Genomic DNA, 15,168 nt, shown 5'->3' with positions numbered 1-15,168 from the left:
AGCAGTTTACGTCTGCTCGCGGTAAACGAGGCGGGGCCGCAGACGCGCATCGTCGACGTCGTTGCCCAAAGCGAGGTCGTCGATTAGGGCACGAGCGTGCGTTACCAGCCCGTCGACATCGACGCCGTGACGCGCCGGACGGCCCACCGCGCCGAGGCGATCCGCGGCGCGCGTCAACACGCCCGTCGCCCCGGCGGTGTTTCCTCGCTGAATGTGGGTGATGCCGACGGCGAGCTGGGCCAGTCCCTGCCACATTTCGCGCTCATCGTCGGGTGCGCTCTTCCACGCCGCCTCGAGCACCTCGTGCGCGTTGAACGCCAACCCTTGGTCCAGCAGGTCCTGCGCGTAGGCCAGCGAGTCGGCCGGCGTCAGGTCCAGATCGTCGGGTATCCGCACGACACCTTGGCTGCCGTGCGGTAGCGGACGTCCGAGCGCGTCGCGCGGTCGACTGCTACGCGCCTTGCCGAACTCGTCGCGATCGCGGTCCGCCACAAGGGATCAGTCTACTTTTGTACGACGCTCCGCCAGCGCGGCCAACCGCCATGTGCATTCCCGGTTACGGGGAAACGCCGCCGCCAACGCGAGGCGACGCGGAATCAGATTCAGCGGGCCGCCGACGGGCACCTCCGCCATCTCGATCCGGCATCCATCGGCAGTGTCGTAGAGCCGCAACGTGATCCGCGCCTGGCCGAACGGCCGGGTGCGTGCCAGCAGCACCAGTTCCTCCATCGGCGTGCACGATTCGACCTCGGTCTCGTCGTTGATGACGACCGGCCAGATCCCGATGGTGTGGTGGATCTTGCTGCCGACCGCGGGCCAGGTCGGCTCGACGGCCCGCATCCGGCTGTTGCCCACCACCCATTGCGAGTAGGTCCAGCCGTCGGCGATCACGTCCCATACCTGCTTGCGCGTGGCGGTGGTGTCGCGTTTGACGGTCAACGAGCTGTCAGCAGCCGCAGGCGCGCCCATCACCGGCCGCCGACCAGGGCAAAGGAGACAAATTCTTCAGCCATGGTGGAGGGCTACCCGCAGGGGCGGCGGCCAAACTCAGGCCCGCGCGGTCTCCTCGGCCAGCGCGATCAGCTTCTTGCGGACCAGGTCCGGCCGCTCGTCGACGACGAAGTGCGTGGCATCGACCGTCTCCAGCGTGTAGTCGTCGGCGTTCGCCGTCTCCGGCGACACCATGGATACGGAGACGGCGCGGTCCCGGGTTCCGAACAGCACGCGGATCGGGACCGTCGCCCGTCGGGTCTCGGGATTCCTTCCCGCGCTGGGCAATTCGCGTGTCAGAAACGTGCGGTAGGTGTCCCTGCCTGCGCGTGCGCACACCGGATCGCGGAAGCGTTCGGCGAACAGGCGCGCGTCTTCGGGCGGCAGGTCGGACCCGATACCGAACATCAGCCTTTCGATGAACTTCGTGCGTTGTTGGACGAAGACCCCGAACGCCGCCAGCGGCACCTGGTAGGCGAGCTTCCACAGATGCGGCAGCACGTCGGCCGGCCGCTGCCACGGATGGTTGATATTCATCGCGAGGTAGCCGTCGAAGCGCTCCGGAGCCCGCAGGATCATGCGGTACCCCACGTACGCCCCCCAGTCGTGGGCCACCAGCAGGACGCGGTCGAGGCCCAGCACATCGAGCAGCGCAAGGACGTCCGTGGCGACGTCCTCCTTGGCCCAGCGATGCGGGGCAGGGCCTGACCATCCGTATCCGGGCAGGTCAGGGGCGATGATCCGCAGTCCGGCCGGCGGGTCGACCAGCAGGTCGCGCCACTCGTAGTGGTGCTGCGGCCACCCGTGCAGCGCGACGACTGGGCGGCCGTCGGGCGGACCGGACTCGGTCACGTGGAACCGCACGCCGTTGGCTTCGACGAACGACCGGCGCACACCTTCTATCTGGGGTGGTTCGACAGTCATCAATCGGACTATAGAGACCGCGCTGCGCGCTACGGTGCGGGGTATGGCCGGGTATCGCGACCTCTTCGACGCCAGCATCTCCGATCCGACGGCCTTCTGGGCGGACGCCGCCAGAGACGTCACGTGGACCCGCGAACCACAGCAGGTCCTCGACGACTCGCACCCGCCGTTCTACCGATGGTTCCCCGACGGCGAGCTCAACACCTGCGCCAACGCGCTGGACCGCCACGTCGAAGCCGGTCGCGGCGATCAGCCCGCGCTGATCTACGACTCCCCCGTGACCGCGATGAAGCGCACGTATACCTACCGGGAGCTACTGGACCTCACTGCTCGCTTCGCCGGGGCGCTGCGCGGACTCGGTGTGACCAAAGGCGACCGCGTGGTCATCTACATGCCGATGATCCCCGAAGCGGTGATCGCGATGCTGGCGTGCGCCCGGCTGGGAGCGGTGCACTCCGTGGTGTTCGGCGGGTTCGCCGCGCATGAGCTTGCGACGCGCATCGACGACGCGCAGCCCGCCGTCATCGTGTCGGCGTCCTGCGGTATCGAGCCGTCGCGGACCGTGGCCTACAAGCCGATGCTCGACGCCGCCATTGAGATGGCCGAACACCCGCCCCGTCACTGCGTCATCGTGCAGCGCGACCACCTCGGCTGCGAGCTGGCGCCGGAGCGGGACGTCGACTGGAGCGACCTCGCCGACGCCGATCCCGTCGACCCGGTGCCGGTGGCCGCCACCGACCCGTTGTACGTGCTTTACACGTCCGGCACGACCGGCAAGCCCAAGGGCATCGTCCGCGATAACGGCGGCCACGCGGTGGCGTTGCTGTGGAGCATGCGCAACATCTACGACATCGCACCGGGCGAGGTGTTCTGGGCGGCGTCCGACGTCGGCTGGGTGGTCGGCCACTCCTACATCGTGTACGCACCGCTGATGCTCGGCGCGACGACGATCCTCTACGAGGGCAAGCCGATCGGCACCCCCGACGCCGGCGCGTTCTGGCGAGTCGTGTCGGAACACGGTGTGAAAGCGCTGTTTTCGGCGCCGACGGCGCTTCGGGCCATCCGCAAGGAAGACCCCGACGGCAGCCACATCGGACGCTACGACCTGTCGAGCATGAAGTACCTGTTCCAGGCCGGTGAGCGGCTGGACCCCGACACCTACGAATGGGCGTCGGCGAAGCTGGGCATCCCGGTTGTCGACCACTGGTGGCAGACCGAGACCGGATGGGCGATCGCCGCCAATCCGATGGGCGTGGAACCGATGCCGATCAAGGCGGGTTCGCCGACGGTGCCGATGCCGGGCTACAACGTGCGCATCCTGCACACCGACGGCTCGCACTGCGAACCCTGCGAGGAGGGCGCGATCTGCATCGCCCTGCCGCTGCCGCCGGGCACCCTGCCGACGCTCTGGGGCGACGACGCCCGCTACGAGGCGTCCTATCTCTGCGAGCATCCCGGCTACTACCTGACCGGCGACGGCGGCTACCTCGACGAGGACGGCTATCTGTTCGTGATGGGGCGTATCGACGACGTCATCAACGTTGCGGGACACCGTCTTTCGACGGGATCCATCGAGGCGGCTCTGGCGACGCATCCGTCGGTCGCGGAGTGTGCGGTGATCGGCGTCGCCGACGAGATCAAGGGCCAGGTGCCGCGCGGACTCGTCGTCCTCAAGGCAGGTGCATCCGGCGAGGGCCTTCCCGAGGAGCTGGTGCAGCTCGTCCGCGACGAGATCGGAGCGGTCGCATGCCTGAGGCAGGTCGACGTGGTCACGGCGCTGCCCAAGACGCGGTCGGGGAAGATCCTGCGCAAGACGTTGCGCGGCATCGCGCACGGTAAGGACGAGCCGGTGCCGTCGACCATCGAGGACCCGGCGGTGCTCGATGCGCTGAAGCCGATTCTCCGCGGTTGACTTACCTCTGTTGCCGAGCAGACGCGAAACCCCCCAAATTCAACGGAAATTAGGGGAGTTCACGTCTGCTCGGCGCGTCGCCAGTTGGCGTTTGAACGCCTCGTCGAACTGGCGGTAGGTGCTGCGCAGATCGTGGCCCGGCCAGTCGTCGGGTTCGAGTTCGACGGGTAGCAGCGGGTCGAGCTGAAGACGCCGCACGACGGTAATCGAAAGCCCGAACAGATATTTGAAGTCGTCGGTGTCGACCGCATGGACGTGTAATTCGTCGAGCATGGCGTCGGTGAGCCGTCGAGCATCGGCTGCCCAATCGGCAAGGTTGAAAAGCGATCTCACCACCTCGACGGGCACGTCGGTGGCCGCGCCGTGGAAGTGCACACACTGGCGGTCCAACACCGCTCGCAGCGTCGGCAGGCGGTCGGGGTCCAGGTTGTCCGGACGTATCCAGACACCTTCGCGCAGCTCCGCAAGATGCAGTCCCGTCGCGGCCTTGCGCAGCGCGAGCCGTTCGGCCGCGGACCGGCGCTCCAGCGAGACGACCGCCAATTCCCATGTGCCGTCCCATGGCAACGCCGTGTCGTCGAACCGGGCGGCCTCGTCGACGCGTTCCCGCCGTTCCAGCAGCGGCCCGGCCAGTGCATAGACGCCGTCGTCGCCGGTCAGCTCACCGTTGGACACCATGCGCCACAGGCACGTGCGGGTGGCCCCGTCGCTGATTCCGAACAGTGAAGCGACTGCGACGAGTTCACCCACCGTGAGGTGCGGCTCGTCGGCACCCAGCAAGGCCGTCGCGAGGACCGAGCGTGCGCTCAGGGTGCGATCGCCGATCAGGTCGGCGACGCGGGCGCGGGACGCTGTCGGCACCTACCCCCCTAACCAGGGCTCACGCCAACCTGGCTGTCCGGCACAGAGTTTGGCTGCATCCGCCGGGCCCCACGATCCCACCGCATACGGCTGGACCGGTGGCGGGTTGTCGAGCAGCGGCTGCACGATGCGCCACGTCTCTTCGACGCCGTCCTCACGCGCGAACTGGGTGGAGTCGCCGCGCATCGCGTCGCTCAACAGCCGCTCGTAGGGTTCGGGCGCCTCCCCCAGTTCCTTGGCGAAGATCAGCGACAAGTCAACAGAGCGTGTGCGATTGGCGCCCGGTTCCTTGGCTTGAATGATCATGTCGGTGCCCGGCCTGGGGTCGATGCCCAGCACGAGTTCGTTGGGATCGTGGGTCTGCGAGGTGATGGCCAGCTTCGGTGGGCGCTTGAAGATGACCCGGATCTCGGTGGCCCGCACCGGAAGTGCCTTGCCGGCGCGGATGAAGAAGGGCACACCGGCCCAACGCCAGTTGTCGATCTCGAGCCGCAACGCGGCGAACGTCTCGGTCTGCGAGTCGGGCGCCACACCCTTGACGGAGCGATATCCGTCGTACTGCCCACGCACGTAGTGCGCGGGATCGATCGACGGAATCGCGCGAAACACCTCAACGCGTTTGTCGCGCAACCCGTCGGCGTCGGCGACGCTCGGGGGCTCGGCGGCGAACAGCCCGATCAGCTGCAACAGGTGGTTCTGCACGACATCGCGCAGCGCGCCCACCGGGTCGTAGAAACTGCCGCGGTCCTCCACGCCGAAGTTCTCGGCCATCGTGAGCTGTACGCACTGGATCCGGTCGCGGTTCCACAGCGGCTCGAACACCGAGTTGGCGAACCGCAGGAACATGATGTCCATCGCCGGTTCCTTACCGAGGAAGTGGTCGATGCGGAAGATCTGCCACTCCTCCAGTACGGCGCTCAACTGCGCATTGAGCGCTCGCGCCGACTCCAGGTCATGGCCGAAGGGCTTCTCCACCACGACCCGGGCGCGCGAGGTGAGGTTGGCGTTCGCCAGCCCCTCGACGACGCGGCCGAACAGCGACGGCGGTATCTCGAGATAGAAGACGGGGGTGTGCTTGCCCTCGATCGCCTTGGCCACGCGCTCATAGGTTTTCGCGTCAGCGAAGTCGCCGGACACCATCGACAGGCGCTTTGCGAACCGCGCGAACACGTCCTCGTCGAGGGTCTCGCCGCCGGCCTCGATCGCCTCGCGGGCACGGTCACGCAGGGTTGCCACCGACCAGTCGTCGAGCGCGACGCCGACGATCGGGCAGTCCAGTTGCTTGCGGCGTTCGAGCCGGTACAGCGAACGGAACGTCATCTTCCTGGCGAGATCTCCGGTGATGCCGAAGATCACCAGCACATCCGCGGGTGTGGTCGCCGGTGTCGTCATGGCGCCTACTTCTTCTCGGCGTGGCCGCCGAATTCGCTGCGCATGGCGGACAGGACCTTGGCGGTGAACTCACCCAGCTCTCGGGATTCGAACCGCTCGAACAATGACGTCGTGATCACCGGCGCGGGAACGCCCTCGTCCACGGCCGCCAACACCGTCCAGCGTCCCTCCCCGGAGTCCGACACCCGACCGCTGAAGTCGTCGAGCTCCGGCGAGCGCGCCAGCGCGTCGGCGATGAGGTCGACCAGCCACGACGACACCACCGATCCGCGGCGCCAGACTTCGGCGACCTCGGCCACGTCGATGGTGTACTCGTAGGCCCACGGATCGCGCAGCGGGGTGGTCTCGGCGTCGACGGTGCGGGTCACCTTGCCGGCGTCGGCGTGTTTGATGATGCTGAGGCCCTCGGCGATGGCGGCCATCATCCCGTACTCCACGCCGTTGTGCACCATCTTCACGAAATGCCCTGCGCCGCTTGGCCCGCAGTGCAGATAGCCGTCCTGGGCCGTGCCGTCGGTGCGCGTCCGGTTGGGTGTGGGTTCGGCACAACCGCTTCCCGGGGCGATCGTCTTGAAGATCGGGTCGAGGCGCTGCACGATCTCCGTCTCGCCGCCGATCATCAGGCTGTAACCGCGCTCGAGTCCCCATACGCCACCGCTGGTGCCGCAGTCCACGTAATGGATGTTCTTCGTCAGCAGACTCTTGGCGCGGGTGATGTCGTCGCGGTAGTACGAGTTTCCGCCGTCGATCACCGTGTCGCCCGGTTCCAACAGATCGATCAGCTGTTCCAGCGTCGAGTCGACCACCGCGGCGGGCAGCATCAACCACACGGCGCGGGGCTTCTCGAGCTTCTGCACGAAATCCCTCAACGAGTCCGCCCCGGTCGCGCCCTCGCCCGCGAGAGCGGACACCGCGTCGGAGTTCATGTCGTAGACGACGCAGCGATGCCCGTCGCGCATGAGGCGCCGCACCAGGTTGGCGCCCATACGGCCGAGGCCGACCATTCCCAGTTGCATTGGCGAATCCGTTGCCATGTCTCTCCTCGTCGTGCCGATGATGGACGCCCCAGAGTTCCATGATGCTATCTCACGATTTCGTTGACACGTAGCGTTTCAAGTGTGATACTTCCGAAGCATGGTCACTCCGACAGAGGCGTCGGTAGCTCATGAGCTGGCGGATGATCGAGATATCGCCCGCCGCATTCTGGCGCACATCGACGCCGGCACGACCGACGTCGGCGCCGCGTGGCGGGAGCCGGTCGAAAACTATTTCAATCCAACGCGATTCGCTGATGAGCTCGAGTTGCTGCGCTCCTATCCGAGCGTCTACCTCCCGTCGGCGGCACTGCCCAAGGCGGGCGACCACGTCGAACGGGTCAGTTTCGGGGTGCCGCTGTTCGCGGTGCGCGGCCGCGACGGCAAGGCGCGGGTGTTCCGCAACGCCTGCCGGCACCGCGGAATGGCGCTCGTCGAAGGCCCGGGCTGTGCGCAGGCGTTGGTGTGTCGCTATCACGGCTGGACCTATCGCCTCGACGGTGTGCTGTCACACGTTCCGCACGCTGACGCGTTCCCCGACCTGGACATGGCGACGCGCGGACTGGTTGAGGTGCAGAGCCGAGAAGTCGACGGGTTGATCGTCATCGACCCGCTGGGATCGCCGGGCCCAGGTGCGGACGCCGCGATGTCAGCGCTGACCGACGGCAGTCCATGGCGGGACAAGTTGATGCCGGCGACGCAGCTGTTCGCGGCGCGGCCCGCCTTGCGGGCGATGAACTGGAAGGTGCTCGTCGAGCAGTTCCTGGAGGGCTACCACATCCGCACGACGCACAAGGACACGTTCTATCCGCTGCAGTACGACGACCTCAACGTCGTCGAGAGATTCGGCCCCAACAGCCGGATCACGTTCCCGTACCAGAACATCGAACGCCTGCGTGACCGGCCGGAATCGTCATGGTCGGTGGATCACCGGGTGACCTACGTATATCACCTGTTCCCGAATGTCATGGTCGCGACGTTCCCGAACCAGGTCCTGACGATCACAATCGATCCGATCGACATCGAGCACACCACCGTCACGATCTATGCGATGGTCAAGCGCGAGGTGGCCGAAAGGCTCGCTGCGGATCGCGAATCGGCTGGGGGCGCACGCAATCTGCTCAACGAGGGCGGGGCGGAGGACAACGAGATGTCGGAGGGCGTGCAGCGCGGACTGCACGCCGGGGCCAATGAGTTCGTCGAGTTCGGCACGCACGAGAGCGCGATTGGGCACTTCCACGCCACCCTCGACGCGCGGTTGGCGGCGATGCGATGACCGATCTTTTGCGATTTGGGCGTGCTTAGTCACGCTCAGCGTCACTAAGCACGCCCAAATCGCTGGGGTTAGGCGGTCGCTGCCCGGGTTTCCGCCGTCGCCGACAACCGCTCGAGCTCGGCGAAAGCGTGACGTTCGACGAACAGCGGGATGTACTCGCGCACCGGCCGACCGTCATAGCGGGCGTGGATCTCCCCGACGACCCACCGCACCGTCACCGGGTCGAGCCCCGGAAACCGATCGACGAGTCGGTCTACCAGCTGCTCGATGAGCCGCCGTTCGGTCGCGCCGACGCCGCGACCCGTCGTTGAGTCGTTCACACCTCGTTCAACGCACGACGTTCCCTCTCGATTTCGGCGTGCTGGGTACCGCTCAGCGTGACCAGACACGCCGAAATCGCAACAAACTAGGCGATCGACAGGGCGATACCGTCGAGGATGTCGTGCTCGCTGACCACCAACTCGTCGATGCCGGCCCGCTGCCCCAGCGCATACGCCAACTCCTCGACGATGATCGCGCCCCCACCGATCACGTCCACCCGACCCTCGTGCATCGGCCCCAGCACCGCGCGCTGCGCACGCGTCATCGCGATCAGCTCATCGCAGACAGGCAGCAGGTCGCCGAAGGGCACCCGGGACAAATGGATCGCCTCGGAGTCGTAGGTCGTCATCTTGTGCGCCAGCGCCGAGACCGTCGTCATGGTGCCGGCGACGCCGACCCAGGTGCGCGCACGTTCGACGGGTACGACGCGAAACGCCTCGCCGAGCCCGTCGCGGACAACCTCGCGCGCCGCAGCGATCTCGACGGCGGTCGGCGGGTCGGAATGCAGGCAGCGTTCCGTCAGCCGCACGCACCCGATATCGGCGGAGTAGCTGGCCTCCACGTCGCGTACACCGAGCACCACCTCCGTCGACCCGCCGCCCAGGTCGACAACAACGAAAGGACCTGTCGCGGCGTCCAATTCGTTGACCGCCCCGCGGAACGACAGTTCGGCTTCCTCGGTGCCGGTGATCACCTCGGCCACCGCGCCGGGCACGACGGCCCCGAGCACCTCAGCGGTCATCGCGAAGAACACGTCGCGATTGGATGCGTCGCGCGTCGCGGAGGTGGCGACCATCCGCACCTTCGACACCTCGTGTCTGCGCATCAACTCGACATAGTCGGCCAGCGCCGCCTTGGTCCGAGCCAGCGCGTCGGAAGCGAACTGCCCCGTCGCGTCGACCCCCTGCCCCAACCGGACGATGCGCATCTCGCGATGCACGTCGGATATCTTGCCGTCATCGATGTCGGCGATCAGCAACCGAATCGAGTTGGTACCGCAGTCAATCGCGCCGACCCTGCTCATGCGCTCCACGTCTCCCGGTCCAGAATGTCCGCCATCGCCGGCTCAGCGGCCAGCACTGCCAGCGCCTCGTCACCCAACGGGTTGACGCCAGGCCCCTTGGCGAGCGAATGCGCGATCAGCACATGCAGGCACTTCACCCGGTCCGGCATACCACCACCGGAAAACGTTGTCCCCAAGGGCTCTATCGCGTCACGCTCGGCGAGGTAGGACTCATGCGCCCGACGATAGGCGGCGGCCAGATCCGGATCGTGCTGAAGACGCTCGGTCATGTCCCGCATCATGCCCGACGACTCCAAGCGACTCGCCGCCGCGGTCAGCGTGGGGTGAGTCAGGTAGTACAGCGTCGGAAACGGTGTGCCGTCAGGCAGTTTCGGTGCCGTCTTCACCACCCCGGGCTCACCGTTGGGGCATCGGTAGGCGATCTCGAGCACACCACGCGGCTCACGACCGAGCTGCTCCGCGACCGCCGCCAGGTCCGCCGGGTCAACCACCGGGCGCGGGCGGACTACTCGGGGGCGGAGCGGGTGCCGGCACGGGCGCGACCGGATCACCCGGCGCAACACCGTACGGCGCGTCGGCGATGGTGCCCCACAACGCCGTATACCAGGGTTGGTCAGGATCGACGGTCGCCACCTCGGCGTCGCCGGGCGTCACGGGCGCCGCACTGCCCGGGGGAAGCTGCACCTGATATGGAATCTCCCCGGGCATCACGAATCCGAGACGTTCCCGTGCCTGCGCGGCGATGAACACGGGGTCGTGCAGCTTGACCTTCTGCTGCTCCAATTCGGCGATCTGGGCGCGCAATTGCTCCTCGGTGGCCTTCAGTTGCTTCATCTCGGTGCGCTGACCGAAGTAGGTCCGCACCGGCCCCGCGATCGTCAGCGTCAACACGCACACCACCGCAGCCAGGATCGCGGCGCGCCGCGCCGCAGATCCGAACCGTTGCTCGGACTGCTGTTCGGCCGACACCGCAATGGATTTGCGGATCGAGTCGGCGGTGTCCTTGGGTTCGTCGGGTGCCTGCGCCTCGGCCTGAGGTTTTGTTTTGGCAACAGGCCGCGTCTCGGTCGTGCGCGGCTCCTTGCGCGCGGGCGACGCGCCACGCGGGCGGCCCCGTGCGCCCTCGGACTTACCCGACTTCGGTCGAGAAGTCGGGGATCGCCGTTTGGGATCGGGCCGCTTCGCTTCGGGCACGGGCTATTTGGTCTCCACCGAATAACGTGGGAACGCAAGGTCACCGGCATACCGGGCGGCGTCGCCGAGGGTTTCTTCGATGCGCAGCAGCTGGTTGTACTTCGCGACACGCTCACTGCGGGCGGGGGCGCCCGTCTTGATCTGACCGCTGCCCACCGCGACCGCGAGGTCGGCGATCGTGGTGTCTTCGGTCTCACCGCTGCGGTGGCTCATCATCGTGCGATAGCCACTGTTATGGGCCAGCGCAACGGCGTCGAGCGTCTCGGTGAGCGTGCCGATCTGGTTGACCTTCACCAGAAGTGCGTTGGCCGCGCCACGTTCGATGCCGTCCTCCAGACGCTCGGGGTTGGTGACGAACAGATCGTCGCCGACGAGCTGGACGCGGTCACCGATGGCCGCGGTCAGGGCCACCCAGCCCTCCCAGTCATCCTCGGACAGCGGATCTTCGATCGAGACCAGCGGATACGAATCCATCAGCCCCGCGTAGAACTCGATCATCTGCGTATCGGTACGGGTCTCTTTCTCGAACTTGTAACCCGTTCCCTCCGTGAAGAATTCGGTGGCCGCGACGTCGAGCGCCAGCGCAACGTCGGATCCGGGCTTGTACCCCGCCGCTTCGATCGCCGAGAGGATCAGATCGAGTGCGGCTTTGGTGCCTGCGACGTCCGGCGCGAAGCCACCCTCGTCTCCGAGGCCGGTGGCCAGACCTTGCTTCTTGAGCACCGACTTCAGCGAGTGGTACACCTCGGCGCCCCAGCGCAGCGCCTCCTTGAAGCTGGGGGCGCCGATCGGGGCGACCATGAACTCCTGGACGTCGACGCCGGTGTCGGCGTGTGCGCCGCCGTTGAGGATGTTCATCATCGGCACCGGAAGGATATGGGCGTTGGGTCCGCCGATGTAGCGGAACAGCGGCAGCGCCGCGGACTCGGCAGCGGCCTTCGCGACCGCCAGCGACACGCCGAGGATGGCGTTGGCCCCGAGCCGGGACTTGTCCGGGGTGCCGTCGAGGTCCAGCAGCGCCTGGTCGACCAGCCGCTGGTCGTCGGCGCTCAGCCCGATGACGGCGGGCGCGATCTCGTCGAGCACGGCCTCCACGGCCTTCTCGACGCCCTTGCCGCCGTAGCGGGGGCCGCCGTCGCGCAGCTCGACCGCCTCGTGTTCCCCGGTGGACGCACCCGAGGGCACCGCGGCCCTGGCGAAGGTGCCGTCCAGCAGGGCCACCTCGACCTCGACCGTCGGGTTGCCGCGGGAGTCGAGGATCTCGCGGGCTCCGACCTGCTCGATGATGGGCACTGGCTTCTCCTTGGTCGTGGGTGGGACGAGGTTGAGCCTAAAGGTTGGGCTGAGGTGCGGCGTGTTTAGAGGGGGTGTCCGTCGGCGTAGGCGGTCGCCCAGTCGCGCACGGTACGCGCGTACTGGTCGGACAGGTTGTACGCCCGCAGCGCCTCCATCCAGCCCTGCGGGGTGGACAGGTCCTTGCCTCGCCAGCACAGATACCCCGCGGCCGACAGCGCCGCGTCGTCGAAGTTGTCCGGGCTGATGACGCCGTCGTTGTTGGCGTCGACGCCGTACAACCGCCAGGTCTCCGGGATGAACTGCATCGGGCCCATCGCCCTGGCGTGGGTCGGGTCGCCGTCCATCTCGTCGGTGTTGTCGATGATCTCGAGGTTGCCGTTGGTGCCGTCCAGCCGAACCCCGCGGATCGGCGGCGTGACGTCGCCGTTCTCGGCGATCTGTGCGCCCCGATACGTACCGTGGTGGCTCTCCACCGCGCCGATGCCCGCCAGAGTGGTCCATTCCAGGTGACAGTCGGGGTTCTCCACCTCGGCGACCCGGGCCGCGTACGCGTAGGCCTCCAGGGCGTTGACGGGAATGCCCAGCGCGGGGGCGCGTTCAGCCGCCCATTCGTGCAGCTGATCGGCGGGACGACCCGCGGCGTGGGTGTCGATTTTGGGCACGGGGTCGCCAGCAGGAGGTGGCACCCCCTCCGGAATCGGGGTGCCCACCCGCCATGAACAGCTAGAAGCCATGAGCAGCGCCGTCGCTCCCACCACCGCGACCGCCCGCAGCCAACGCACGCGCGACACCAAACTCCCTCGAACCAACCTCGGTCACAGCCATCGTCCCATGCATCCAGGACACTGTGGGCCGACGTGCCGACGCCTCCTACGCCGATTCCCGGTCACCTGGGATCATCGTGATTCGGCGACCACCCCTTCATCGTGCGGTTCATCCCCATCCCCAGGTCCTGAGTCACCGCCGTCCTCAGCGCCTGCGTCCGTGCCGGGCTCCGGACCATCCTCGTCCGGCGTGTCGGCAGCCGGTGTGTCGACCACCGTGTCGGATTCGGCAGGCCAGTGCGCCCGCCACTCGTCGGCCGAGATCTCCCCGAGCGACGACACATCGAGCTCCTCCGGCACATCGGTCCCGCGTCGGGCCGCGGCGATGGCGAGCTCCGTGCTCCGGACGGCGTCCATGAACTCCAGCACCGCCGAGCGCAGCGCGTTCTCGGAGTCGACGTGGGGAGCCACGCTGACCGACGTGATCGACGCGGGTATCAGGTCGGCGGGCAGCCCTGCTGCCGTCGCGCGCTCAATCACCTTCTGCGCCAACGCCAAGGCGGGCTGTCCGGTCGGCACATCGTCCATCGCCGATCGGACGCCCTTGCTCGACCTTTCCTGGGCCTTGCGCTCTTCCCATTGTGCGAGTTGATCTTCCAGCGAGATCTCTTCGCCGGCGAGCACCGCGGGGACCCGGTTGACGAGCTTGCGGATGAGCGAATCGGCAACATCGTCGATAGAGAACGGATGCTCGGGAGCATCTTCGGCGATACGTGCGTGAAAAAGCACCTGCAGCAACACATCTCCAAGTTCCTCACGCAACTCGTCGGCGTTGCCGCTGCGGACCGCGTCGAAGACCTCGTAGGTCTCCTCCAATAGATACCGGCGCAGCGAGTCGTGTGTCTGCTGGCTTTCCCATGGGCCTGACGTGCGCAGCTTGTCCATCATGGCCACGGCGTCCACCAAACGCTCACCCGCCGCGCCTCGCGACGCCTCGATCAGCCGGTCCCCGGAGGCCAGGCGCGCCCTGACCGCGGGGTGCTCCGGATCGGAGGACAGCAGCACGGGCGCGTCGTCGCCGTCGTAGGCCGGCCGCGCGCGGGGCAGTGACCACGGCACCTTGATCGGCATCTCCTCGGTGTATTGGAGGTCGCCGGAAAGGAGCTCGATCGCGTCGATCGGGATCAAGGTCGGGCGCCGGGGGTCGACCAGGACGACAGTCATCGGGCCACACCCCCTCACGCGCTTCGTCGAAATCGCTGCCTCGGTTATACCAACACCTTGTCAGACCCTGACTCGGCTGGCAGAACCGGCAACGCTGCCCTATCCGGCGATGGCCGCCCTGCCGGGAAGGCAAGGCGGCCATCGTGTCCTATGTCGTGGCTCAGGACTCCAGCTCGATCGAAGCATCCGGGATCACCCAGTGACCCGGCGCCTGATCGAAGAACGGGTTGACGATCCCGTTAACCGACGGCAGCTTCTTCAACTGGCCAGGCGGGATTCCGAAGAACGGATTCGGGACGCCGTTGATCACCGGCGTGTGCTTCAGCTGACCCGGTGCGATGTGCCCGTTCGGCAGGTTGAAGTGGGCGTCCACCTCAGGGAACTGCACCTCCGGCACGTTCGCATCGGGAACGTTGACGCCGGGCACGTTGACGTCCGGCACATTCACACTCGGAACATTCACATCAGGCACATTCACACTCGGAACATTCACATCAGGCACATTCACACTCGGAACATTCACATCAGGCACGTTCACACTCGGAACATTCACGTCCGGCACATTCACACTCGGAACATTCACATCAGGCACGTTCACACTCGGAACGTTGATATCCGGCACATTCACATCCGGAACGGACGGAACGGGAACGGGAGGCGGCTCTGGCACTGCGTGGGCGAAACCCGCCCCCAGGCCGAGCGCGCCGAGCCCGAGTGCACCGGTCATCGTCGTTGTCACTGCCAATTTCTTGAACTGCATAATTACTCCTTCGCCTTGCGTCACCACGACATACACCAACGGTTTCGGTGCAATCGCGTGATTTCGGTTTAGGAAATTGCGCGACCGCCTATGACCAGCGATCTCGCCGCCCCCGGTTTGGACGACAACGCAATACCTTGATCCCCCGCTATGTATGTCGGATCGCCGTGTCGATGCGTTAACAGTGCCGACCGAT

At 66.7% G+C, this 15,168-nt stretch carries 16 protein-coding genes; 2 read left to right on the top strand and 14 right to left on the bottom strand.

From position 1 onward, the window contains the following. Window positions 1–6: 6 nt before the first annotated feature. The 3 genes from G6N43_RS08495 to G6N43_RS08485 form a co-directional block, all read right to left on the bottom strand. A complete protein-coding gene (locus tag G6N43_RS08495) occupies window positions 7–492 on the bottom strand; it encodes a DUF309 domain-containing protein (protein WP_083148940.1) in 486 nt (161 codons plus the stop codon). Between the two features lie 6 nt (window positions 493–498). Beyond that, on the bottom strand, window positions 499–969 hold the full coding sequence (locus tag G6N43_RS08490; RefSeq protein ID WP_083148941.1) for an SRPBCC family protein: 471 nt from the start codon (window positions 967–969) through the stop codon (window positions 499–501). A gap of 78 nt (window positions 970–1,047) precedes the next feature. Beyond that, window positions 1,048–1,914, bottom strand: coding sequence for an alpha/beta fold hydrolase (locus tag G6N43_RS08485; RefSeq protein ID WP_083148942.1), 867 nt, complete (start codon window positions 1,912–1,914; stop codon window positions 1,048–1,050). A gap of 43 nt (window positions 1,915–1,957) precedes the next feature. Between G6N43_RS08485 and G6N43_RS08480 the strand changes: the two genes are divergently transcribed. Then, window positions 1,958–3,826, top strand: a complete 1,869-nt coding sequence (locus tag G6N43_RS08480; protein WP_110810251.1) for a propionyl-CoA synthetase — start codon at window positions 1,958–1,960, stop codon at window positions 3,824–3,826. 39 nt (window positions 3,827–3,865) lie between these two features. On the opposite strand, the gene G6N43_RS08475 is transcribed toward G6N43_RS08480, so the two are convergent. From G6N43_RS08475 to gnd, 3 genes are read right to left on the bottom strand one after another with little or no spacing between them, the layout of a single operon-like run. Next, the gene (locus tag G6N43_RS08475; RefSeq protein ID WP_083148943.1) at window positions 3,866–4,687 is read right to left on the bottom strand and encodes a PaaX family transcriptional regulator C-terminal domain-containing protein; all 822 of its coding nucleotides are present in this window, start codon (window positions 4,685–4,687) and stop codon (window positions 3,866–3,868) included. Next, window positions 4,688–6,079, bottom strand: a complete 1,392-nt coding sequence (gene zwf, locus G6N43_RS08470) for a glucose-6-phosphate dehydrogenase (RefSeq protein WP_083148944.1) — start codon at window positions 6,077–6,079, stop codon at window positions 4,688–4,690. Window positions 6,080–6,084: 5 nt separating this feature from the next. After that, window positions 6,085–7,095 (bottom strand): phosphogluconate dehydrogenase (NAD(+)-dependent, decarboxylating), encoded by a 1,011-nt coding sequence (gene gnd / locus G6N43_RS08465; RefSeq protein WP_179967984.1) that lies wholly within the window; start codon window positions 7,093–7,095, stop codon window positions 6,085–6,087. A gap of 118 nt (window positions 7,096–7,213) precedes the next feature. Between gnd and G6N43_RS08460 the strand changes: the two genes are divergently transcribed. After that, complete coding sequence (locus tag G6N43_RS08460; RefSeq protein WP_083148946.1) at window positions 7,214–8,389, top strand: aromatic ring-hydroxylating oxygenase subunit alpha; 1,176 nt, start codon at window positions 7,214–7,216, stop codon at window positions 8,387–8,389. A 68-nt stretch (window positions 8,390–8,457) separates the two neighbouring features. On the opposite strand, the gene G6N43_RS08455 is transcribed toward G6N43_RS08460, so the two are convergent. The 8 genes from G6N43_RS08455 to G6N43_RS08420 form a co-directional block, all read right to left on the bottom strand. Then, window positions 8,458–8,709, bottom strand: coding sequence for a three-helix bundle dimerization domain-containing protein (locus tag G6N43_RS08455; RefSeq protein ID WP_083148947.1), 252 nt, complete (start codon window positions 8,707–8,709; stop codon window positions 8,458–8,460). 86 nt (window positions 8,710–8,795) lie between these two features. Beyond that, the gene (locus G6N43_RS08450; RefSeq protein WP_083149198.1) at window positions 8,796–9,734 is read right to left on the bottom strand and encodes a Ppx/GppA phosphatase family protein; all 939 of its coding nucleotides are present in this window, start codon (window positions 9,732–9,734) and stop codon (window positions 8,796–8,798) included. Then, the gene (locus G6N43_RS08445; RefSeq protein ID WP_083148948.1) at window positions 9,731–10,225 is read right to left on the bottom strand and encodes a DUF501 domain-containing protein; all 495 of its coding nucleotides are present in this window, start codon (window positions 10,223–10,225) and stop codon (window positions 9,731–9,733) included. The genes G6N43_RS08450 and G6N43_RS08445 overlap by 4 nt, the downstream gene beginning before the upstream one ends. After that, window positions 10,218–10,928, bottom strand: coding sequence for an FtsB family cell division protein (locus tag G6N43_RS08440; RefSeq protein WP_083148949.1), 711 nt, complete (start codon window positions 10,926–10,928; stop codon window positions 10,218–10,220). The genes G6N43_RS08445 and G6N43_RS08440 overlap by 8 nt, the downstream gene beginning before the upstream one ends. Before the next feature lie 3 nt (window positions 10,929–10,931). Further along, on the bottom strand, window positions 10,932–12,221 hold the full coding sequence (eno, locus tag G6N43_RS08435) for a phosphopyruvate hydratase (protein ID WP_083148950.1): 1,290 nt from the start codon (window positions 12,219–12,221) through the stop codon (window positions 10,932–10,934). 65 nt (window positions 12,222–12,286) lie between these two features. Further along, window positions 12,287–13,015 carry a lytic transglycosylase domain-containing protein gene (locus G6N43_RS08430; RefSeq protein ID WP_083148951.1) on the bottom strand — a complete coding sequence of 243 codons (729 nt, stop codon included), beginning with the start codon at window positions 13,013–13,015 and terminating at the stop codon, window positions 12,287–12,289. A gap of 105 nt (window positions 13,016–13,120) precedes the next feature. Continuing rightward, window positions 13,121–14,212: a nucleoside triphosphate pyrophosphohydrolase gene (locus G6N43_RS08425; protein WP_083148952.1), complete on the bottom strand. Its 1,092-nt coding sequence runs from the start codon at window positions 14,210–14,212 to the stop codon at window positions 13,121–13,123. 160 nt (window positions 14,213–14,372) lie between these two features. Beyond that, window positions 14,373–14,999 (bottom strand): hypothetical protein, encoded by a 627-nt coding sequence (locus tag G6N43_RS08420; RefSeq protein WP_234809970.1) that lies wholly within the window; start codon window positions 14,997–14,999, stop codon window positions 14,373–14,375. Between the last annotated feature and the right edge of the window lie 169 nt (window positions 15,000–15,168).

The organism is Mycolicibacterium moriokaense (genome assembly GCF_010726085.1).
Taxonomy (GTDB): domain Bacteria; phylum Actinomycetota; class Actinomycetes; order Mycobacteriales; family Mycobacteriaceae; genus Mycobacterium; species Mycobacterium moriokaense.
This window is presented reverse-complemented; position numbering and strand designations above follow the sequence as displayed.